General features: G+C 66.2%; 20 protein-coding genes. 11 read left to right on the plus strand and 9 right to left on the minus strand.

All coding sequences use genetic code 11. The features are described from left to right. The 4 genes from ABZW74_RS13280 to purD all read left to right on the plus strand — a co-directional run. Positions 1-511: GtrA family protein (locus tag ABZW74_RS13280; protein WP_355276746.1), on the plus strand; the 511-nt coding region annotated here is incomplete at its 5' end. Further along, positions 508-2,589 (plus strand): glycosyltransferase family 39 protein, encoded by a 2,082-nt coding sequence (locus ABZW74_RS13285; protein WP_355276748.1) that lies wholly within the window; start codon positions 508-510, stop codon positions 2,587-2,589. The genes ABZW74_RS13280 and ABZW74_RS13285, both read left to right, overlap by 4 nt. 372 nt (positions 2,590-2,961) lie before the next feature. Beyond that, positions 2,962-4,176 carry a low temperature requirement protein A gene (locus ABZW74_RS13290; RefSeq protein WP_240862042.1) on the plus strand — a complete coding sequence of 405 codons (1,215 nt, stop codon included), beginning with the start codon at positions 2,962-2,964 and terminating at the stop codon, positions 4,174-4,176. A 24-nt stretch (positions 4,177-4,200) separates the two neighbouring features. After that, positions 4,201-5,454, plus strand: a complete 1,254-nt coding sequence (purD, locus tag ABZW74_RS13295) for a phosphoribosylamine--glycine ligase (RefSeq protein WP_355276750.1) — start codon at positions 4,201-4,203, stop codon at positions 5,452-5,454. A gap of 93 nt (positions 5,455-5,547) precedes the next feature. Here the strand turns inward: purD and ABZW74_RS13300 are convergent, their stop codons facing one another. The 6 genes from ABZW74_RS13300 to ABZW74_RS13325 form a co-directional block, all read right to left on the minus strand. Further along, on the minus strand, positions 5,548-6,486 hold the full coding sequence (locus tag ABZW74_RS13300; RefSeq protein ID WP_240862025.1) for an alpha/beta hydrolase-fold protein: 939 nt from the start codon (positions 6,484-6,486) through the stop codon (positions 5,548-5,550). 253 nt (positions 6,487-6,739) lie between these two features. After that, positions 6,740-7,390 (minus strand): DsbA family protein, encoded by a 651-nt coding sequence (locus ABZW74_RS13305; protein WP_240862027.1) that lies wholly within the window; start codon positions 7,388-7,390, stop codon positions 6,740-6,742. 6 nt (positions 7,391-7,396) lie between these two features. Beyond that, on the minus strand, positions 7,397-7,810 hold the full coding sequence (locus ABZW74_RS13310) for a DUF302 domain-containing protein (RefSeq protein ID WP_240862029.1): 414 nt from the start codon (positions 7,808-7,810) through the stop codon (positions 7,397-7,399). A gap of 27 nt (positions 7,811-7,837) precedes the next feature. After that, positions 7,838-8,107, minus strand: coding sequence for a metal-sensitive transcriptional regulator (locus tag ABZW74_RS13315; RefSeq protein ID WP_240862031.1), 270 nt, complete (start codon positions 8,105-8,107; stop codon positions 7,838-7,840). Positions 8,108-8,165: 58 nt separating this feature from the next. After that, positions 8,166-10,313 (minus strand): MMPL family transporter, encoded by a 2,148-nt coding sequence (locus ABZW74_RS13320; protein WP_240862033.1) that lies wholly within the window; start codon positions 10,311-10,313, stop codon positions 8,166-8,168. A 132-nt stretch (positions 10,314-10,445) separates the two neighbouring features. Beyond that, the gene (locus tag ABZW74_RS13325) at positions 10,446-11,183 is read right to left on the minus strand and encodes a DUF6882 domain-containing protein (RefSeq protein ID WP_240862035.1); all 738 of its coding nucleotides are present in this window, start codon (positions 11,181-11,183) and stop codon (positions 10,446-10,448) included. Positions 11,184-11,359: 176 nt separating this feature from the next. Here ABZW74_RS13325 and ABZW74_RS13330 point away from each other — a divergent pair, with 176 nt between their 5' ends. The 3 genes from ABZW74_RS13330 to purB all read left to right on the plus strand — a co-directional run bounded on the left by ABZW74_RS13330 (position 11,360) and on the right by purB (position 13,964). After that, positions 11,360-11,953: a TetR/AcrR family transcriptional regulator gene (locus ABZW74_RS13330; RefSeq protein ID WP_355276754.1), complete on the plus strand. Its 594-nt coding sequence runs from the start codon at positions 11,360-11,362 to the stop codon at positions 11,951-11,953. 193 nt (positions 11,954-12,146) lie between these two features. Further along, positions 12,147-12,512, plus strand: coding sequence for a hypothetical protein (locus tag ABZW74_RS13335; RefSeq protein ID WP_240862365.1), 366 nt, complete (start codon positions 12,147-12,149; stop codon positions 12,510-12,512). Between the two features lie 24 nt (positions 12,513-12,536). Beyond that, a complete protein-coding gene (purB, locus tag ABZW74_RS13340; RefSeq protein WP_240862360.1) occupies positions 12,537-13,964 on the plus strand; it encodes an adenylosuccinate lyase in 1,428 nt (475 codons plus the stop codon). A gap of 115 nt (positions 13,965-14,079) precedes the next feature. Here purB and ABZW74_RS13345 read toward each other — a convergent pair whose 3' ends face one another. Then, positions 14,080-14,367, minus strand: a complete 288-nt coding sequence (locus ABZW74_RS13345; protein WP_355276757.1) for a SelT/SelW/SelH family protein — start codon at positions 14,365-14,367, stop codon at positions 14,080-14,082. A 35-nt stretch (positions 14,368-14,402) separates the two neighbouring features. On the opposite strand from ABZW74_RS13345, the gene ABZW74_RS13350 reads away from it, so the two are divergent. Further along, positions 14,403-15,305, plus strand: coding sequence for a phosphoribosylaminoimidazolesuccinocarboxamide synthase (locus ABZW74_RS13350; protein ID WP_355276759.1), 903 nt, complete (start codon positions 14,403-14,405; stop codon positions 15,303-15,305). Continuing rightward, entirely contained in the window at positions 15,302-17,446 is a 2,145-nt protein-coding gene (locus tag ABZW74_RS13355) for a S9 family peptidase (RefSeq protein WP_355276761.1), read from the plus strand. Before ABZW74_RS13350 ends, ABZW74_RS13355 begins: the two co-directional genes overlap by 4 nt. Positions 17,447-17,644: 198 nt before the next feature. On the opposite strand, the gene ABZW74_RS13360 is transcribed toward ABZW74_RS13355, so the two are convergent. Both ABZW74_RS13360 and ABZW74_RS13365 read right to left on the minus strand, forming a co-directional pair. Continuing rightward, positions 17,645-19,198: a DHA2 family efflux MFS transporter permease subunit gene (locus ABZW74_RS13360; protein WP_240862353.1), complete on the minus strand. Its 1,554-nt coding sequence runs from the start codon at positions 19,196-19,198 to the stop codon at positions 17,645-17,647. Between the two features lie 50 nt (positions 19,199-19,248). Next, on the minus strand, positions 19,249-19,785 hold the full coding sequence (locus tag ABZW74_RS13365) for a MarR family transcriptional regulator (protein WP_240862364.1): 537 nt from the start codon (positions 19,783-19,785) through the stop codon (positions 19,249-19,251). 142 nt (positions 19,786-19,927) lie between these two features. On the opposite strand from ABZW74_RS13365, the gene ABZW74_RS13370 reads away from it, so the two are divergent. After that, complete coding sequence (locus ABZW74_RS13370) at positions 19,928-20,410, plus strand: glutathione peroxidase (protein WP_240862351.1); 483 nt, start codon at positions 19,928-19,930, stop codon at positions 20,408-20,410. 75 nt (positions 20,411-20,485) lie between these two features. Then, positions 20,486-20,725 carry a phosphoribosylformylglycinamidine synthase subunit PurS gene (gene purS / locus ABZW74_RS13375; RefSeq protein ID WP_240862350.1) on the plus strand — a complete coding sequence of 80 codons (240 nt, stop codon included), beginning with the start codon at positions 20,486-20,488 and terminating at the stop codon, positions 20,723-20,725. Positions 20,726-20,733 lie beyond the last annotated feature (8 nt).

Consider the following 20,733-nt stretch of genomic DNA (forward strand, 5'->3'; position numbering starts at 1 on the left):
CGCGCTGGCCGCGGGACGACAGCCGATCGCCGACCTGCGCGCCGCCATCGGTCGCGACCGCGGACCCGGCCCCGACCTCGCGGGCGTCCCGACCGGCATGGTCGGCCAGCTGCTGCGCTTCTGCGTGGTCGGCGTGGCCTCGACCGTCGCCTACGCGGTGCTCTACTTGCTGCTCCACTCGTTCCTGGGTGCGCAGGTGTCGAACTTCGTGGCGCTCGCCGTCACCGCGGTCCTCAACACCGCCGCCAACCGCCGCTTCAGCTTCGGTGTGCGCGGACGCAAGGACGCGATACGGCACCAGATGTTCGGCCTCGGCGTGTTCCTGTTCGGATGGATCGTGACCGCAGGATCGCTTGTGGCACTGCACTATTTTGTGCCCGACGCGACCAAGCACATCGAACTGCTGGTGCTCGTGGTGGCCAATCTGGTGGCGACGATGACCCGCTTCGTCGGACTGCGCTGGGTCTTCCGTTCACACCTGTCCCCGGCAACTGCGCGGGCTGCCCAGTGACCGCCACTCTCGACACCGACCGGCCGTCGGACTCCGCACCCGCGGGTCCGGCGGCCGTCGGCCGTGTTGCCGACAGCGTTCTGTGGCAGCGGCTGTCGCTGGCCGCACTCCTGGTCGGTACGGCCGTCCTCTACCTGTGGAATCTGTCGATCAACGGCTGGGCCAACTCCTTCTACTCCGCCGCGATCCAGGCGGGATCGCAGTCGTGGAAGGCGTGGTTCTTCGGGTCGTCGGACATGGCGAACTCCATCACGGTCGACAAACCACCTGCCTCGCTGTGGATTCCGGGTCTGTCGGTGCGGATCTTCGGGCTCAACTCGTGGTCTATCCTGGTGCCGCAGGTGTTGATGGGCGTCGCCGCGGTGGCGCTGCTCTACTGGATCACCCGCAAATACTTCGGACACTGGGTCGGTATCCTCGCGGGTCTGGTACTCGCGCTGGTTCCGGTGTCGGCCATGATGTTTCGGTTCAACAACCCCGAGGCGTTGCTCCTGCTGCTGATGATCGCCGCGGTCTGGGCCTGCCTCAAGGCGGTGGAATCCGGCAGGATTCGTTGGCTCATCCTGGTCGGCGTATTCGTCGGATTCGGCTTTCTGACAAAGCAATTGCAAGTGATGCTGATCGTTCCGCCGCTGGCGATCACCTATCTGGCCTTCGGTCCCCGCGGCTGGCTCCGACGACTCGGTGAGCTGTTCGCGGCGCTGGGTGCGATGATCGTCAGCGCGGGCTGGTGGATTCTCGCCGTCGAACTGTGGCCGGCGTCGTCGCGGCCGTGGATCGGTGGCTCGCAGAACAACTCGATTCTCGAATTGACACTGGGCTACAACGGCTTCGGTCGTCTCAACGGCAATGAGACCGGCAGTGTCATGCCGGGCGGCCGCGGGGGCGACGCCGGAATGGGCGGCCCAGCTGCGTACTTCGGTCAGGGCGGTCCCGGCGGACCCAGAGGACGCGGCGGTATGTGGGGTGAGACCGGATTCTTCCGCATGTTCGAACCCGCACAGGGCGGCCAGATCGCCTGGCTCATCCCCACTGGACTCGTCCTCGGCATCGCCGCGCTGGTACTGATCGGACGCCGTTCACGCACGGATCTCCGTCGCGCCTACCTCGTCGTATGGGGATTGTGGCTCCTGATCACGATGGTCGTGTTCAGCTACATGGCCGGCATCTTCCACAGCTACTACACGGCGGCGCTGGCGCCTGCGGTGGCCGCAGTGGTCGCGGGCGGTGCGGCGGTGTGTTGGCAACAGCGAGAACGGCTCTGGGTGCGCCTGGTGCTCGCCGCGTCGATCTGGATCGCTGCGATCTGGGGATTCGTCCTACTCGACCGATCGCCGGACTTCGTGCCCTGGCTGCGGTTCCTCGTGATCATCGTCGGGATTGTCGCGGGCGGTCTGATGATCGCGGCCGATCGCGAATACCTCGGTGCACTTGCCGCGACCCTGGCGGTGCTGGCCGGTCTCGCCGGTCCGCTCGCCTACACCGTCGACACGGTTGCGACGGCCAAGCAGGGCTCGATCATCAGCGCCGGCCCACGGGTCGACGGTGAGTTCGGCCCGGGTGGCCGCGGCGGACCGGGTATGCGTGGCAATCGTGGCGGATGGCGCGGCCCCGGCGGCATGCCCAATCAGGGTCCCGGCGCGCAGGGGCCAGGCCAGCAGGGCCCTGGCATGGCACGCTACCCAGGCGGTCCCGGTGGTCCGGGCGGGTTGCTGAACGGGTCCAAGCCGAGTGCCGCGATGATCGACCACCTGACCCGTGACGCAAGCGATTTCACGTGGATGGCCGCGGCCGTCGGCTCCAACGAGGCGTCGGGCTACCAGCTGGAAACCGGCTACTCGGTGATGCCGATCGGCGGTTTCAACGGCACCGATCCCTCGCCGACACTCGAGCAGTTCCAGAAACTGGTCGCGGAGAAGAAGATCCACTTCTTCATCGCGGGTGGTCGAGGATTCGGTCCGGGTGGGTCGGATACTGCTCGACCGTCGTCGCAGATCGCCACCTGGGTCACCGAGAACTTCTCGTCCACCACCATCGACGGCGTGACGGTCTACGACCTGACGGCCCCGAAGGCCTGATGCTCCCTGCAGGTGGTGCCGATCCGAAGAATTGGGTGACCGACCCCGATGACCTGCGGAAATGCGCCAGCGTCCTGCCGCAAAATCCAGGGGACGAACCTCGTCCCCGGGGTTCGTAGTCGTCCGCGAGAATTTTCTGGGGGAGGACTCCAAGGGTAGGGGATGAAGTTTCTTCCCCTACTTTTGTGGGCGCCCAAACCTCCAACCTTTCCCTCCGTCGATGAGCGCCAGCCACTCACTCGCGCCCGATGAGCGCCGAGACGGTCGGCGACCAGGAGGTGACGGCTTCCCTCTTGGGCCAGAGGATCGCCTAGAGTTCGGCGCATGTCTGCCTTGCCGAGCGTCCCGTCGATGGGTCACCGCCTGAACAGAATGAGTGGTCGAGATCCGCACGAGGAGGATCGCGCCGCCACCAACCTGGAGCTGTTCTACGACCTCGTGTTCGTGGTCGCGTTCTCGGTGGCCGGTACCCAGTTGGCCCATCAACTGGCCGAGGGCCACTACCAGACCGGCGTCATCGGCTACCTGCTGTGCACGTTCGCCGCGATCTGGGCGTGGATCAACTTCGCCTGGTTCGCCTCTGCCTTCGACACCGACGACTGGTTCTTCCGCATCGTCACGCTCGTGCAGATGATCGGTGTGGCGGTGATCGCCCTCGGCATCCCCGACGTGTTCTCCTCGCTGGGCGGCCACGAGCACGTCGACAACCGGGTGCTGGTGCTCGGCTACATCCTGATGCGCGTCGGCATGGTGGCCCAGTGGCTGCGGGCGGCAGCGCAGAGTCCGGAGTATCGCGGCGCGTGCCTCATCTATGCGGCCATGACGCTGCTGGCCCAATTCGGTTGGGTGGCAGTCCTCCTGATCAACATGTCGCTCATCCCGACGCTCGTCGGCATGGCCATCTGTGTCGGCATCGAACTGCTGGGACCGTTTGTCGGCGAGACGCGTTCGTCGGGCGGCACCCCATGGCACCCGCACCACATCGCGGAGCGCTATTCGCTCCTGACGATCATCACCCTCGGCGAAGGCGTGGTGGGGACCGTCGCCGTGCTCGGCGCACTCATCGAGACACACGGATGGTCGCTCGACACTGCCGTGCTCGGTCTGTCCTCGATGACCGTGACCTTCGCGATGTGGTGGATCTACTTCACCGTCCCGGTCGGGGATGCGCTCCACGCCCATCGGAACAAGAGCTTCTGGTGGGGCTACGGCCACATCGTCATCTTCATGGCGGCCGCTGCGGTCGGGGCCGGTCTGCATGTCGCGGCCCTCTACATCGAGCACGAGGCGCACGTGGGCGGCGGTGTGGTGGTCGCGTCGGTGGCGGTCCCGCTCGGCATCTACTGCCTGGGCGTGATCGCCATGTACGACTACCTGTTGCCGTTTGATCCGCTCAGCCTGTTCCTCGCTACCGGTGTCATCGTCGTGCTGGGTGTGGCGACGTGGATGTGCGCGGCCGGCGCGTCGGTGATCCTCGCGGTCGCGGTGGCGGCTCTCGCCCCGGTGATGATGGTGATCGTCGACGAGATCGCGGGGGTGCCCCGACGGGAGAGAGCGCTCGCCGCGGTCCTCGACACGATGTCCTAGACGCACACCACTAGAGTCAACGGCGTGCGCGTACTCGTGATCGGCTCGGGCGGCCGCGAACATGCCCTGCTCATCGGACTCGCCAAGGACTCGTCGGTGACCGACCTGCACGTCGCACCCGGTAACGCGGGCACGACGGCGCTGGCGACCAACCACGACGTCGACGTCGCGTCGAGCGATTCCGTGGTGGCCCTGGCCCGCAAGGTCGACGCCGATCTCGTCGTCATCGGTCCCGAGGTTCCACTGGTCCTGGGCGTGGCCGATGCGCTGCGCGAGGCCGGGTTCGCCACCTTCGGTCCCGGCGCGCAGGCCGCCCAGATCGAGGGTTCCAAGGCGTTCGCCAAGGACGTGATGGCCGCGGCGGGCGTGGCGACCGCTCACAGCGAAGTCGTCGACAACCCTGCGCATCTCGACGCTGCCCTCGACCGTTTCGGTCCCACCTGGGTCGTCAAGGACGACGGGCTCGCGGCCGGCAAGGGCGTGGTGGTCACCACCGATCGGGCCGCTGCGCGCGATCACGCCGCGGAATGCCTGGAGAGCGGCCACCCGGTGTTGCTGGAGAGCTTCCTCGACGGCCCGGAGGTGTCGCTGTTCTCGTTGGTCGACGGTGAGACGGTGGTCCCGCTGATCCCGGCGCAGGACCACAAACGGGTGGGCGACAACGATTCCGGACCCAACACCGGCGGGATGGGCGCCTACACACCGCTGCCGTGGCTGCCCGACGATGTGACCCGACAGATCGTCGATGACGTGGTGAAACCTGTTGCGGCAGAACTTGTTCGACGCGGGACCCCGTTCTCCGGCCTGCTCTATGCGGGACTCGCCATCGGCAAAGACGGCCCGTCGGTCGTCGAATTCAACTGCCGCTTCGGCGATCCGGAGACCCAAGCGGTGCTCGCACTGCTGAAATCCCCGTTGGGACAAGCGTTGAACGCCACCGCCACCGGAACACTGGACGCCTTGCCGCCTCTGGAATGGGCGGACGGTGCGGCGGTGACCGTTGTTCTGGCGGCCGAGAACTACCCGGGCAAACCCCGGACCGGCGACGTGATCACCGGCTCCGACGCGGAGGGCGTCCTGCACGCGGGAACCGCACGCAACGCCGACGGTGCGGTCGTGTCGTCGGGCGGCCGGGTGCTGGCCGTCGTCGGAACGGGTGCCGACCTCGCCGAGGCCCGCGCGCAGGCGTACGAACGGCTCGCCGGGATCAAGTTGCCCGGCTCGCATTTCCGCACCGACATCGGTCGCAACGCCCTGGAAGGCAAGATCAGCATCTGACGCCCGTCGGAAAGCTGTACCTGGGGGGTCAGCCATGTGCACAGTGCGGTTGACCGGCCTGAGGCGTACAGATTTCCGACGGTGTCGGCGAGGTCAGCTCGCGAGATTGCGGCCCAGGAACTCCACCTGGTCGGGGAGCACGCTGCGCCAGTAGCGGTTGGTGTGACCGCCGGCAGAGGTCCCGAACGCGGCGGGCGGGTGCAATCCGGCGGCCCACTGGCGCGTGTAGGTGAAGAACTGATCGCTCGACCCGACCGAGATCATCAGCGGGATCTTCGCGAAGGCGTCCTGGGTGCCGAACAGTGAGTTGGCCTGGTAGTCGGCCAGGCCGTCGAAGGCTCGGGGCGGAAAGTTGCGTGGGTCGGCCCAGAGTGCGGGAGAGCTGACCGCGACAGCGGCGACACGTGGCGCACCCAGCAGCGACGCGAGCCGCAGCGCGCCATACCCGCCCATCGACCAGCCGAACAGGCCGATGCGCTCGGTGGAGACGTTCAGTTCGCGATTGTTCGCCAGCATCGGGATGAACTCGTCGAGCACCATCGCGGCGCCGTCGGTGCCGTCGGCGCGCCGGTGATAGTAGTTGCGCCCCGCGTCGGCTGCCGCGATCGCGAACGGTGGGTTGCCGGCATCCACGTAGCGCTGCAGGACCGACTGGATCTCCAGCTTCGACGAGAAGATCGACTTCTCGTTGGTGTTCAGTGCATGCAGGACGACGACAACCGGCATCCGTCCCGACACGCCGTCGGGGCGAACCACGGCCCAGCGCGTGTCGCGGCGCATCTTTGCCGACGGGAAGGTCCCGGTGATCAGCGGCGGCCCGGTCGCGATCTGCGGTGGGGTGGTCTCGGCGGGCAGTTCGTCGTCGGCGGCCCGCGACTCGAGTTTCCGCGGCTCGACCTCGGGGGTCTTCGCTTGTCCGGCGCAGGCCGCAAGCCCCAAGGCGGCCGATCCGAGACCCGCAGCGAGGACGGTACGACGACGCACCCGAACGAGATCACGTTCGGGTGCGGGATTCGGGGTCAGACGAGCCATCGAGTCAACAGCGTACTGGCGTCGACGTCGGTTTCGCGAAACCAACGTGGTGCGCCACGCGCGAGTGTGACCGATCTTGCTCCGACGCTGTCACCACCGACGTCGGAACAGTCCTCGTCCACCGCCCGGCTCGTCGTCGTGGCCCGCGCACCACTGGCCGGCCGGAACCGCGGCCTTGACCTGCGCGACATGCCGTCCGCAGCCCGACCACGTGGTTTTGCCGCATCGGCGGCACCGCACCGCATGGCACATGTCAGGCCGCCCCCTTCTCGACGAGGTTCGGCGGCCCGCTGCGGGGTCGCTCCAACTGTGAGAACGCCGGCGTGGAGGCGACGGTGAGGAGCGCGTCGAGCAGCCGAACCGATTCGGCGTCGTCGGGTATCGACGTGAGGACCGGGCCGAAGAACGCATGCGAACCGACGACCGTGATCGGGCTCCCGCCCGTGGTGCCGAGTGCCTGCTGGCTCTCGTCGTGCCGGCGGCGCACTTCGTCGTCGAAGGACGGGTCGTCCAACGCCTGGGCAAGTGAGGTGTCGAGTCCACACTCGGCCAGCGCCCCGGCCGCCACTGCTCGAGGTAACACTTCCGCCGACCTTGCGGGATCGGTGTGGATGCGTCGGCCCAGTGCCATGTAGAGGTCACCTATCGACTCGTCGGGGCCGATCGCCGCGGCGAACAGTCGACCGGCCCGCCGCGATGCCTCGATGCGAGCCGCGTGGGCCCCATCGAGTTCCCGGCCTTCGTTGAGTACCGCCAGGCTCATCTGACGCCACGTCACCGCGACATCCGGTCGCGCGGCGGTCGCCATGGCCAGCCAGCGCGACGTCGCCCATGCGAAGGGACACACCGGGTCGACGTAGCATTCGATCTGCGTCGGTGTATTCGGAGAGGTGTTGGCGTTCATCGCTTCTCAGGCCTCGGCCTTGGCATCTTCCAGAGACGCGATCGCGGCCCGGATGAGTTCTGCCGCACCGGCGGCGACCTCGGGCAGGCCGGGCACGTCGGCGACGGCGACCATGATGTCGGGATTCATCGCCTCGACGATGACGGAGCCCTCGTTCTCGGTGTCGTCGCGAACAACGACGTTGCATGGCAACAACAGTCCGATCTGGCGTTCGAGTCCGAGTGCCTGGTGTGCGAAGTGCGGGTTGCACGCGCCCAGGATCAGGAACCGCTCCATGTCCTCGTCGAGCTTCTTCTTCAGCGTTGCCTGGACGTCGATCTCGGTCAACACGCCGAAACCCTGTTCGCTCAGCGCTTCTCGGGTCTTGGCGACGGCGTCGTCGAAGGTGGTGTGCAGTGTGGTGCGGATGCCCAGTTGCATGATCTTCCTTTCTCTTCGAGCCGGTCCTCAGGCGAGGGCCAGGAACAGCTTTTCGAGTTCCTCGGTGGTCATGGGTTCGGAGTTGTCGGCGTTCTCGCCGGTGAGGCACTGGCGTAGGCCGGTGGCGACGATCTTGAATCCGGCGCGGTCGAGAGCGCGCGACACTGCGGCGAGCTGGGTCACGACGTCCTTGCAGTCACGGCCCTGCTCGATCATCGAGATCACACCGGCCAGTTGACCGTGTGCTCGACGAAGTCTGTTGAGCACGACGGTGATCGATTCTTCGTCGCCGACCATGACGACTCCTCTCTTCGGCGCATTTCTGGCTTCTCATTATACCCTATGGGGTATCTGCTCAGTGCTGGAAGGTGATCTTCGGGAGCACTCGATCCAGCCATCGAGGAGTCCACCACGCGCCGTGCCCGGACAGGCGCAGCAATGCCGGCAGCAGCACCAGGCGGACCAGTGTCGCGTCGAGCAGCACCGCGACACCGAGGATGATGCCCATCTCCTTGGGTGGCAGCGGGTCGGCCAGGGCGAAGGTGAAGAACACCGCCACCATGACCGCCGCCGCCGCGAAGATGATTCGTCCCGAGTAGGCGAGGCCGTCGATCTGGGCAGCGTGCGGATCACCCGAGCGTTCGTAGTGCTCCTTCGCGGTGGCCAGCAGGAACACCGTGTAGTCCATGGCGATCGCAAAGATCATCGCGAAGAAGAACACCGGGCCCCAACCATCGAGGAACCCCTGTGGCTCGAATCCGAGAAGGCTTGCGCCATGACCATCCTGGAAGATCAGCTTCGCGACCCCAAAGGCCGCGCCCGTCGACAGCAGGCTCACCAGCGTGCCGATCAGCGCGATCGCCGGTGCGCGCAGGGCCACCAGCAGAAGCAGGAAACCGAGTGTCAGGATGACGGCGACGATGATCGGGAACCAGGTGTCCAGTGCCTGCTGCAAGTCGACGTTCTCGGCGGCTGCACCGCCGACCAGTGCACCGGCCGGTAGTCGATCGCGCAGCGTCGTGATCACCTCCTCGATCTGGGCAGCCGATGGGTCGATGGCCGGAATGGCTTGGAGAAGAACATGATCCGTTCCATCTGCCGACGGGATCGGGGGTGTGACCATGGCGATTCCCGGTGAGTTGGCCGCTGCGGCCGCCGCTGCGTCGGCATCCGCCCTGGTGGTCACGATCTGCAGTGCTCCGGGGGCGCCCGGACCCATCGCTTCGGCGACGACTGCGTAGCCCTGACGCACCGGCGCATCCTCGGGCAGCACGGCGATCGACGGCATGGCGACCTTGAGTCCCAGCACGGGTGCGGCCAGCGTGAGCAGGATGACGAGTGCTCCGATCGCGAACGGCCAGGGATGGCGATGCAGCAGACGGCCCCACGACGCGAAGAACGTCGAGTGGTGCTCCTGCTGCTTGGTCCACGGCAGACGACCGGCATTGACCTTGGGCCCCAATGCGCTCAGCACGGCGGGCAGCAGGGTCATGGTCGCGGCCAGCACGAAGACGACGGCCAGCATGATCCCGACGGCCATGGTGCGTACTGCCGGCGCCGGGACGAGTAGCACGGCCGACAGGCTGACGAGCACCGTCAGTCCGGACAGCAGTACGGCTTTGCCTGCGGTGTCCATCGTTTCGGTGATCGCCCGTCGTCCGCTGTCGTGCAGGATCATTGCGGCGCGGAAGCGCGAGACCATGAACAGCGCGTAGTCGATGCCCAGCGCCAGCGCGAACATCATCGCAAAGTTCATCGCCCACACCGAGATCGGCGTCGCCATGTTGAGCAGCACGAGTCCGCCTGCGGATGCGACCAGGCCTGCGATCGTCAGCAGCAATGGCAGACCCGCCGCGACGAGCGAGCCGAACGCCACGATCATGATCGCCAGCGTGATGGGCCACGACACCATTTCCGCCTTGATCATCGCGTCGTGATTGGCCTTGTTGAAGTCGCTCCACAGTGCCGACGCGCCGGTCGGATACACCGCGATTCCGTTGCCGGACAACGAGGCCAGCTCGTCCTTGTGGTCGTCGACGGCGCGGACCATGGCGTCGGTGTCGGCGTTCGCGCCGATGATCACCACGCCGGTGTGGCCGTCGCGGCTGATCGTCATGCCCGGCTGCGGCGTGACGACCTCGCCGAATCGGTTGTCGGAATGCGCAATTCGCTTGATCTCGTCGATCAGGCGGGCAACTTCTGGACTCGATATCTGGCTGCTGTCGGAGTGGATGACCACCTGGACGGCTGCCGACGAGTTGCCGCCGAAGTGTTCCTGAGCCAGGTTGCGCACAGCCACCGATTCCGAGTCGTTGGCCTGCCATCCCGCTCCCGCGAGCGACCCGAAGACGCTGGGCGCGGCGATGCCGAGGCCGATCACGAGCAGTGCCCAGGTGCCGAACACCCATCTGCGATGCGTGGCGGTCCAGGCGCCGAGCCGGCCCAGTGGGCCGGGGTCCGCCTCGGACGGGGACTGCGGTGGGGACTTCTCTTGCGTCGTCACGTGGGCTCCTTGCCGCCAGCCGTATCGGATACCCCCATGGGTATGTCAGAACGATGCCGAATATACCCATGGGGGTATGGATCAAGCAAGGGGGTGCGTTTGGTGAAGGCGGCGGTGAGATGCCGTGGAGAATCAGCCGGCCGCGGCGCCGAGGCTGCACCGGTAACTGCGCGGACGGCCCTTGCGATCGAAATCGATATGGGCAGTAGAGATTCCGTCGGTGATGTCGCAGGTGGGTGAACGCGTGCTGTCCTCGCCAGACGCCCAGGCAATGTGCCAACCCAACCGGGCGGCCACACCGTGAATGGCGACGCGATGGTCGTTGACCGCGAGTGTGTTCAGCACGCCCGGCATCGTCGTCGCGAAGTCGGCGAAGGTGGGTTCCGGGAGTGCGATGTCGTCGAGGAGGAGCACCGCCCGCGCGCCCCCGCCGATGTCCGCGGAGTGATACGGGCTGTGGCCGGTGCTGTGCACCGCTGCCGCGGCGACGATCTCCGCGGTCTCGCTCAGGTAGGCGTTGACCTCGGCCGGGGCCAGGTGAGCCGGCAAGCCCACTCGGGGCGAGACCAGGTCGGCGATGCCGTAGCGGTTGCCGGTGTCGCGCATGGCCGCGGCCAGCCCGCTCGGGTCGCCGAACGGGTGGGCCCAACCCCAGGTGATCTCGTCGGGGTCGAGCACGGCCACCAGGGTTGTCGCCGAACGAATCTCGCTGCCGTCGGCAGCCGTGAACGACAAGGAGTGACCGGCGACGTCCGCATGCGTCTGATAGTCGCCGAGCTGCCCTTCGAGATGGGACCGGAGGGCGCCCTGACGGAGCACGGCATACAACGCCGCGTAGTCCGCGACCGCATGCAAACCGTCGAACTGCATGGGGCCACGTTATCCGCCGAAACAGCCGATCTCTGCCGGTGTCCGACATCCGACTGACAGCGCCTGAACAGTGCATATGGCGTTCGGACGACGCACTTATACGGTAGTTCGCGACCCTATGGACCGCTTTCGTGAAAGCAACCCGGCGGTCCTGATCGCTTTGGCAGCATGAGCACATGACATCGGCGGCGACGCCCAAGGGTGCGCGGCGGCGGTCTCTGTTGATCGAGGCCGCCGGTGCCCTGCTGCTCGAAGGAGGATTCGACGCAGTGCGTCACCGGGCGGTCGCCGATCGGGCCCAACTTCCACTCGCATCGACGACCTATTACTTCGCATCCCTCGACGATCTGATGGCCGAGGCGGCGGCGCACCTGTGCCGCAACGACGAACACGGCATCGCCGCGCGCACCGATGCAGTTCCACGGCGACGACGCGGGAACAGTGCGACGGCCGGTGTACTCGCGGAGGTGTTCGTCGGCGAGTCCACCTCCATCGAGGAGCTCGCGGCCCGCTACGAACTGATCGCACTCGCGGCGCGTTACCCGCGACTCCGTGACGTGGTCACCGAGCGGCGGCATTCGCTCGCCGCGTACCACTCCGCTCTGCTCGCGAAATCCGGTCGTATCGCCGAACCGGTCCACGTCGGTCAGCTCATCGCCGTCGAGGACGGGGCCATCGTCGGCGCGCTCGGCCAGCCCTCGGTCAGTCCACTGGACGCAACACGTGATGCGCTGCACGAGGTCGTCGGCGTGCTTGCGCCTCAGGGCTGAGCCGATCGGGACAGTTGTCCCGATCCTGGGGTGCCCGGTATGCAAGAGTGTCAGGATGACCACGGTCACAGTGTGTGTCCGCGGTGGCCGGGGGAATGAACGCTTGGACGGAATTGGGGTGGTGACGGTGCAGGATTCTTCTCGCGTGCGCTCGGCGTCGGGTCGTCGGGCCGCCAGGACGATCGGTGCGGCGGTGCTCGCGCTCGTCTGCACCGCGACCGCCCTGCTCGGCGCGGGGCAGAGCAGTGCGGCACCGGCCGGAAAGCCGGACGCCGGTGTGCCGTTGTCGTCGGTGGTCTACGGCACCGGCTGCACCTATCCGGTCACGCTCGCCGTCAACAGTTCGGGCTGGGTCGCGTTCTACGAACAGCGCACCGGGTATCCGCCGATCTTCGTCGGCCGCGATCTGCCGCGAGGAGCGCTCGCCTCGACCACCTGGGTCCCGCGTCACCTCGGCGACCGCTACCTGTACGCCGTCCAGAACGGTCAGACGTCGGCGAAGACGCTGGTGAAGGTACGCAAGGGCTACGGGTCTAACGGACTCTGCTTCGGCTTCTGAGGAGGCCGCAACTACACTGGTGCGGTGCCCAAGCCTGCCATCGCCAATGTTCTGGCCAGCCGTTACGCCTCCGCCGACCTCGCCGAGATCTGGTCGGCCGGCGCCAAGATCGAGCTCGAACGCCAACTGTGGATCGCGGTCCTCAAGGCGCAGCGCGATCTGGGGATCGATGTGCCGGCCGACGCGATCGCCGACTACGAGCGCGTTGTCGACCAGATAGACCTCGCGTCGATCGCGGATCGCGAGCGCGTCACCCGGCACGACGTGAAGGCCCGCATCGAGGAGTTCAACGCTCTCGCCGGGCATGAGCAGATCCACAAGGGCATGACCAGCCGCGATCTCACCGAGAACGTCGAGCAACTGCAGATCCTGCGTTCCCTCGAACACGTGCACGCGCACGGCGTGACGGTGCTGGCCCGGCTGACCGAGCGCGCGGCGCAGTACGCGTCGTTGGTCATGGCCGGTCGCAGCCACAATGTCGCCGCGCAGGCGACGACGCTGGGCAAGCGGTTCGCGTCGGCCGCCGACGAGCTGATGATCGCGCTCACCCGGCTGCGCGAGCTCATCGACCGCTATCCGTTGCGCGGCATCAAGGGCCCGATGGGCACCTCACAGGACATGCTCGACCTCCTCGGCGGTGACTCGGGCAAACTCGCCGAACTCGAGCACCGGGTCGCCGACCATCTCGGTTTCGCGCGATCGCTCACCTCCGTCGGCCAGATCTATCCGCGGTCGCTCGACCACGACGTGGTGTCGGCGCTGGTCCAGACCGCGGCCGCGCCATCGTCGCTGGCACACACGATCCGACTGATGGCCGGGCATGAGCTGGTCACCGAGGGGTTCCAGCCGGGTCAGGTGGGGTCGTCGGCGATGCCGCACAAGATGAACACCCGCAGCTGCGAGCGGGTCAACGGCCTCGCGGTGGTGTTGCGTGGCTACGGATCGATGGCCGCCGAACTCGCCGGCGCGCAATGGAACGAGGGCGACGTCTTCTGCTCGGTGGTGCGTCGCGTCGCGCTGCCCGACGCCTTCTTCGCCATCGACGGACTGATGGAGACATTCCTGACGGTGCTCGCCGAATTCGGCGCCTACCCCGCGGTGATCGCCAACGAACTCGACCGCTACCTGCCGTTCCTCGCCACCACCAAGGTGCTGATGGCGTCGGTGCGGGCCGGCGTCGGGCGCGAAACGGCGCACGAGGCGATCAAGGAGAACGCCGTCGACGTCGCGCTCGCCATGCGTGAGGAGGGGCGCGAACCCGATCTGCTCGACCGTCTCGCCGCCGACGAGCGCATCCCGCTCGACCGTGCTCAGCTCGACGCCCTGCTCGATGACAAGTCCGCGTTTGTCGGTGCGGCGCAAGCGCAGGTCGCCGACGTGATCGCCGCGGCCGAGAAGGTCATTGCGCAGTATCCGGAAGCGGCGTCATACACGCCTGCCGCCATTCTCTGACTCCAGCTCGCGCTCGCCTCACCCGCTGGCTGAGGTACGCGGAGCGCAAGCGAAGCCCCTACCGCTCCTCGCACCTCAGCCATCGGTGGTGGACGCATCAGACGGCAGAAGGGACTCAGCTATCGGCCTGCCGATCGGCATGCCCGAGGTTCCAATCCGGCAGCGCTTGATCTCGGACGAGTCGCTTCAGGGTGACGACATCGGGAAATCCGCCGTCGCGCTTGCGTTCCCACACCTGGGTCGCGTCGACGTCGATGTGGAAGACACCACCCGTGCCCGGGACCAGGGTCACCGACCCGAGTTCGGCACCGAAGGTGTTGAGGAGTTCGCTCGCCATCCACGACGCGCGCAGCAGCCAATTGCACTGGGTGCAGTAGGTGATGGTGATCTGTGGCCCGGTCATGGCTGCCAGCCTCGCATACGTTTACTGTCGTGGTCATGGCCCACCCAGACCTCGAGTCGTACCGTCACGTCGCGTCGGGCAAGGTTCGTGAGATCTACGAGATCGACGCGGACACCCTGCTGCTGGTGGCGTCTGACCGCATTTCCGCCTACGACCACATCCTGAGCCCCGTCATCCCCGACAAGGGCCGGATCCTCACCGCCATGAGCTTCTTCTGGTTCGACGCGCTCGGCGTGCCCAACCACCTGGTCGGCGGGCCCACCGATGACCGCATTCCCGACGAGGTCGTCGGGCGCTCGATGGTCGTTCGCAAGTTGCCGATGGTCGCCGTCGAATGCGTCGCCCGTGGATACCTCACCGGGTCGGGACTGCTCGACTATCGGGCGACCGGGTCGGTGTGCGGCATCGACCTGCCCACCGGGCTCGACGAGGCGAGCAAGCTCCCGACGCCGATCTTCACCCCGGCGACCAAGGCCGAACAGGGCGAGCACGACGAGAACATCAGCTTCGCTCACGTCGTCGAACAGGAGGGCGCCGAGCGGGCCGAAGCATTGCGCGCGGCCACCCTCGACATCTACTCGCGGGGCGCCGACATCGCCGCAGAGCGTGGAATCATCCTGGCCGACACGAAATTCGAGTTCGGCATCGGCGACGACGGAGGACTGATCCTGGCCGACGAGGTGTTGACACCCGACTCGTCGCGCTACTGGGAGGCCGCCACCTACCGGGCCGGCGAGGTGCAGCCGAGCTTCGACAAACAGATCGTCCGCAACTGGCTCACCAGCCCTGCATCCGGGTGGGACCGGGCCTCCGACACGCCGCCACCCAGCTTGCCCGACGACGTCGTGGCACGCACACGTCAACGTTATATCGATGCCTACGAATGGATTTCGCAGTTGAGCTTCAACGACTGGCCGGGCGCGGAGGTGGAGCGATGAGCGTGCCCGTCGCCAAGAAGATACCCGCCGAGCGCACGCATCACGGCGACACCGTCGTCGACCACTACGAATGGTTGCGGGACAAGGACGATCCCGAGGTCATCGCGTACCTCGAAGCGCAGAACGCGTTCACCGAGAAGAACACCGAGCAACTCGCCGGATTGCGCAAGCAGATCTTCGCCGAGATCAAGGCGCGGACCAAGGAGACCGACATGTCGGTTCCCAGTCGCCGCGGCAAGTACTGGTACTACGGCAGGACGCACGAGGGCAAACAGTATGCGACGCACTGTCGTTGCCCGATCGGCGACGATGATGACTGGACGCCGCCGGAGGTGTCCGAGGACGGTGCGCTTCCCGGCGAGGAAGTGCTGCTCGACGCCAACGTCGAGGCGCAGGGCCACGACTTCTTCAGTCTGGGCGCACTGTCGGTCAGTGACGACGGCAACTGGCTGGCCTACAGCACCGACGTGGTCGGCGACGAGCGATACACGCTGCGCTTCAAGGATTTACGCACCGGTGCATTGCTGGACGAGTTGATCGAGGACACGGCGGGCGGGGCGGTCTGGTCGGCCGACGCCCGGCACGTCTTCTATCAGACGGTCGACGCGGCATGGCGTCCCGACACCGTGTGGCGCCACGACTTCGGCACCGACACGGCCGACGTCAAGGTCTTTCACGAGCCGGACGAACGCTACTGGGTTGGCATGGGATCCACCCGCAGCGACCGGTATCTGATGATCGGGGCCGGCTCCAAGATCACCTCCGAGGTCTACGTCCTCGACGCGAACGACCCGACCGGCGAGTTCGTCAGCGTGGCACCCCGGGTCGACGGCGTCGAATACAGCGTCGAACATGCCGTGATCGACGGAGCCGACTATTTCGTCATCGTGCACAACGATATTCGGGGCGGCAGCAAGGCGGAGAACTTTGCGATCGACATCGCACCCGTCGACGATCCGACGGATCGACGCGAGCTTTTCGCCCACGATCCCGGCAGGCGCATCGAGGACCTCGACGCGTTTCGCGACTACCTGGTGCTGTCCTACCGTCGGGAGGCGTTGCCGCGCATCGCTATCGCCGATCTGCGGACCATCACCGGAATCCCGACCGATGCGGATTTCCACGAGGTCACGTTTGCCGAGGAGTTGGGAACGGTCGGGCTGGCAGGCAACCGCGAGTGGACAACACCGCGGTTGCGCATCGGGTACGGAAGCTTCACCGAGCCGAGCGAACTGATCGAGCTCGACGTCACCACCGGCGAACGCACTCTGCTCAAGCGGCAGCCAGTTCTCGGTGGCTACGATCCCGCCGACTACGTCCAATCCCGCGAGTGGGCAACCGCGGCGGACGGTACGCGGATTCCGCTGTCCATCGTGCGGCGCAAGGGAACCGACGAGAACAAGCCGGCGCCGCTGCTCCTCTACGGCTACGGCTCCTACGAGGCGAGCATCGACCCGTACTTCTCCGTGTCGCGGCTGTCCATGCTCGACCGCGGCGTGGTCTTCGTGCTGGCGCACGTGCGCGGTGGCGGCGAGATGGGCCGCTACTGGTACGAAAACGGCAAAGAATTGCAGAAGAAGAACACCTTCACCGACTTCGTCTCGGCCGCACAGTATCTCGTCGACGAAGGATGGACCACGCCGTCGCAGATGGTGGCCGAGGGCGGCTCGGCCGGTGGGTTGCTGATGGGGGCGGTGGCCAACCTGGCACCCCAACTCTTCAACGGCATCCTCGCTTCGGTGCCGTTCGTCGATGCGCTCAACTCGATCCTCGACCCGTCGCTGCCGCTGACGGTGATCGAATGGGACGAGTGGGGCGACCCTCTGCACAACCCTGAGGTCTACGCCTACATGCGCGAGTACTCGCCGTACGAGAACGTGGTGGCCCAACCGTATCCGCCGATCCTGGCTCTCACCTCACTCAACGACACTCGCGTGCTCTACACCGAGGCCGCGAAATGGGTTGCCCGGCTGCAGGAATGCTCCACCTCGGACAATCTCGTGCTCCTGAAGACGGAGATGTCGGCCGGGCACGGAGGGGTGAGCGGCCGCTACAAGCAGTGGGAGGAGATCTCCTTCGAGATCGCCTGGATTCTGCAGCAGACCGGGGCGCTCGCGCCCACCGATCCCACCGCTCCCTGAGGTGCTCGAGGCGCTAGCCGAGAGCCTCGAAGGGCCTGGTGAGACAACAGATCTCGTCTCACCAGCGGGCTTCGAGGCTCGCTAGCTCGCACCTCAGCCAGCGGTGGGCGCTCGCTCTTCGCACCTAGGGATGGCCTGGTGACAGACGAAAGCCCCGCCCGGAGGCCGGACGGGGCTGTCGTGTGTCGGCGTGCGCGATCAGTGCATGATGATCGGCGCGCGATCCATGTCCTCCTCGACCAATGGCGACTGGATCTTCTTGCGAGGCAGGAAGAATGCCGGGATGAAGGTCAGGGCGATGAGGATCACCGCGACCAGGAAGGTCGATCCGAAGATCTCGGCCGCGGACTCGAAGAACGACTGCGGCAGCGGGGCGTTCTGCATCTCCGGTGGCAGCTTGTCGGGCGCGGTGTTGGAGGCAATCGCGAGACCGGCCTGCATGCTGCCGGCCAGGCCGCTGGCGAGGACCACCGAGATGACCGCGGTACCGATCGACGATGCGGTCTGCTGAACCACGTTCACCAGGGTCGAGCCGTCGGGCACCTGCTTGTTGTTCAGGGTTGCCAGCGCGGCCGACATGATCGGCATCATCGTCATACCCATACCGAGGCCCTGCACGAACAGCGCGCTGCACAGAATCCAGTACGACGTGTCGGCGCCGAGGAAGATGAAGACTCCCATGCCGAGCAGGATCAGGACGATGCCGGGCAGGACGAACTTGCCGGGGCCCATCTTGTCGGTCAGCTTGCCCGCGATCGGCATGGTGAGCATCGCGCCGAGACCCTGCGGCGCCAGCAGCAGGCCGGCGGTCAGCGTGGACTCGCCGCGCACACCGATGAAGTACTGCGGGAACAACAGCGACGCACCGAAGAACGCGATCATGAACAGCGTCATGGTGACGACCGAGATCGACAGCGTCCGGTTTCGGAACAGGCGCAGATCCAACAGCGGATTCTTGGCCCGCAGCGCATGCCAGATGAAGGCCACGATGAGGATGGCGCCGATGATCGCCGGAATCAACACCGTCGGCGTGAGGAAGGTGCGGTGTTCGGCGCTCGACGAGATGCCGAACAGGAACAGCGCGAGACCCGGTGAGAGAAGCAGCAATCCGACGATGTCGATGGACGCCTTCGTCGTCTCCTCGTCGTCACGCAGGACGAACCACGAGTAGACGAGCGCTACGATGCCGATCGGCACGTTGATCAGGAACACCCAGTGCCACGACGTGGTCTCGATGAGGAAGCCGCCGAGGATCGGTCCGCCGATCGGGCCGAGGAGCATGGGGATACCGAGAACCGCCATCACGGAACCGATTCGCTCGGGTCCGGCCGCCTTGGTCAGGATCATCATGCCGATCGGCATGAGCAGACCACCGCCGAGGCCCTGGATCACGCGGAATGCGACCAGGCTGCCGATGTTCCAGGCGAGCGCGCAGAGCGCCGAACCCAGGACGAACAACACCAGCGACGTCAAGTAGACCTTCTTGGTGCCGAATCGTGCTGCGGCCCAACTCGACAGCGGGATGACCGCGGCCAGGGCCAGCGTGTAGCCGGTGGCCGTCCAGGCCGCTCCGGCCGCGTCGGTGCCGAACTCCTGCTGGAAGGTGTTCTGCGCCACCGCAACCACGGTGACGTCGAGGATCGACATGATCGCGCCGAGCACGACCACGCCGGCGATCATCAGCACATGACGATCGAGTTTGGTGTCCGGTGGACCTTCGTGAAGGTGGCCGCCGGTCGAGGAGACTGACATGAGTGTTCCTGTCGGTTCGGGTTACGTGCGGAGAATCGGGAAGTCGAGAGTTACTGCGCGGGCTCGCTGGGTTCTGAGTTGCTCAATTCGGAGAGCCCGTCGTGCGGAATGTCGAAGTAGTCGGTGTCGGCGTCGACGATCGGTCGAAGGGCTCGGCAGAGGTCGTCGCGAATGTCGTCGGGCAGTCCGGTGACGAAGCGGCGGACGATCTCCTGCTTGATGTTCAGCTGGGAGTCGATGAACTGCTGCCCATGGGTGGTCAGCGAAACGCGCTTCACGCGCCGGTCGTTGGCGTCCTCGCGCCGATCCACCAGACCGTCGCCGACCAGTTTGTCGACGGTGCGTCCGGCCGCGGCCAGTGAGAGGTTGACGTGTTCGGCGATCTCGTTGACCGACATCGGCGCACCGTGGCCGCCGAGCGCGAAGATGACCTTCAACTGCGAGAACGTGAGGTCGGTGGCGGCCAGGTCGTCCATCGTGTGGGCTTTGCCGAGGCAGGCGAGGCGATCGAGAAAGTCGATCAGGGTTGCCTGCGCGGTGTCCACCGAGTTGCCGGGGGTGGCTCCGGCAGACGCGATCGCAGACATGGGTGTGGACACCCAGAAATGCTAACTTCCGTGCAACTATTTCTTCAACGCAAGCATTGGTGACCTTGCACATAGTTCGCAAAACTGTGTGGTGGGGCTCACATGGCCACTGTGTCGGGACACACCACTAGGCTCGGATGCCATGGGCAACATCAAGGACATCCCGGTCAACTCCCTCGACGGCAACACCGTGAATCTCGCGGACTTCAGCGGTCCGCTGCTGGTGGTCAACGTCGCCAGCAAGTGTGGGCTGACGCCGCAGTACACCGGGCTGGAAGAACTGGCCAAGACCTACGGCGATCGTGGCCTCACCGTCGTCGGCATGCCGTGCAACCAGTTCATGGGCCAGGAACCGGGCACTGCCGAGGAGATCGCCACCTTCTGTTCCACCAGCTACGGCGTCACCTTCCCACTTCTGGAGAAGGCCGACGTCAAGGGCGACGAGCAGCATCCCCTCTACGCCGAGCTCACCAAGACCGAAGATGCCGACGGCGAGGCCGGCGACGTGCAGTGGAACTTCGAGAAGTTCCTCGTCGACGCGAACGGGACGGTCGTCAATCGATTCCGGCCCCGTACCGAGCCCACCGACCCCGCAGTGGTCTCGGCCATCGAGGCGGTCCTCTGAGGCGCGTGGCGAGTTGGCCCACCCGGTAAGGTGATGGCGAGATTCAGCGCATCAGCGAGAACGGAGCAAGTGCCCATGGCGCGAGTGGTGGTCGACGTGATGCCCAAGGCCGAGATCCTCGACCCGCAGGGGCAGGCGATCGTCGGGGCCCTGGGGCGTCTCGGATTCAGCGGAATCGCCGACGTCCGGCAGGGGAAACGCTTCGAACTCGAGGTCGACGACACCGTGGACGACGTCGCCTTGGAGCGCATCGCCGAGGAACTCCTGACCAACACGGTCATCGAGAACTTCAGCGTCTCGCGGGTCGCGGAGTAACCGACCGA

It is taken from the genome of Gordonia sp. NPDC003585, assembly GCF_040610755.1.
Lineage (GTDB): Bacteria > Actinomycetota > Actinomycetes > Mycobacteriales > Mycobacteriaceae > Gordonia.

Bases quoted from the DNA above. Each gene is read 5' to 3' on its own strand.
- ABZW74_RS13310 (WP_240862029.1), bottom strand. From the start codon at position 7,810: ATGCAACTGGGCATCCGCACCACACTGCACACCACCTTCGACGACGCC.
- ABZW74_RS13355 (WP_355276761.1), top strand. From the start codon at position 15,302: ATGAGCGTGCCCGTCGCCAAGAAGATACCCGCCGAGCGCACGCATCAC.
- ABZW74_RS13345 (WP_355276757.1), bottom strand. From the start codon at position 14,367: ATGACCGGGCCACAGATCACCATCACCTACTGCACCCAGTGCAATTGG.
- ABZW74_RS13350 (WP_355276759.1), top strand. From the start codon at position 14,403: ATGGCCCACCCAGACCTCGAGTCGTACCGTCACGTCGCGTCGGGCAAG.
- ABZW74_RS13325 (WP_240862035.1), bottom strand. From the start codon at position 11,183: ATGCAGTTCGACGGTTTGCATGCGGTCGCGGACTACGCGGCGTTGTAT.
- ABZW74_RS13365 (WP_240862364.1), bottom strand. From the start codon at position 19,785: ATGTCTGCGATCGCGTCTGCCGGAGCCACCCCCGGCAACTCGGTGGAC.
- ABZW74_RS13305 (WP_240862027.1), bottom strand. From the start codon at position 7,390: ATGAACGCCAACACCTCTCCGAATACACCGACGCAGATCGAATGCTAC.
- ABZW74_RS13330 (WP_355276754.1), top strand. From the start codon at position 11,360: ATGACATCGGCGGCGACGCCCAAGGGTGCGCGGCGGCGGTCTCTGTTG.
- ABZW74_RS13360 (WP_240862353.1), bottom strand. From the start codon at position 19,198: ATGTCAGTCTCCTCGACCGGCGGCCACCTTCACGAAGGTCCACCGGAC.
- ABZW74_RS13315 (WP_240862031.1), bottom strand. From the start codon at position 8,107: ATGGTCGGCGACGAAGAATCGATCACCGTCGTGCTCAACAGACTTCGT.
- purS (WP_240862350.1), top strand. From the start codon at position 20,486: ATGGCGCGAGTGGTGGTCGACGTGATGCCCAAGGCCGAGATCCTCGAC.
- ABZW74_RS13300 (WP_240862025.1), bottom strand. From the start codon at position 6,486: ATGGCTCGTCTGACCCCGAATCCCGCACCCGAACGTGATCTCGTTCGG.
- ABZW74_RS13290 (WP_240862042.1), top strand. From the start codon at position 2,962: ATGAGTGGTCGAGATCCGCACGAGGAGGATCGCGCCGCCACCAACCTG.
- ABZW74_RS13370 (WP_240862351.1), top strand. From the start codon at position 19,928: ATGGGCAACATCAAGGACATCCCGGTCAACTCCCTCGACGGCAACACC.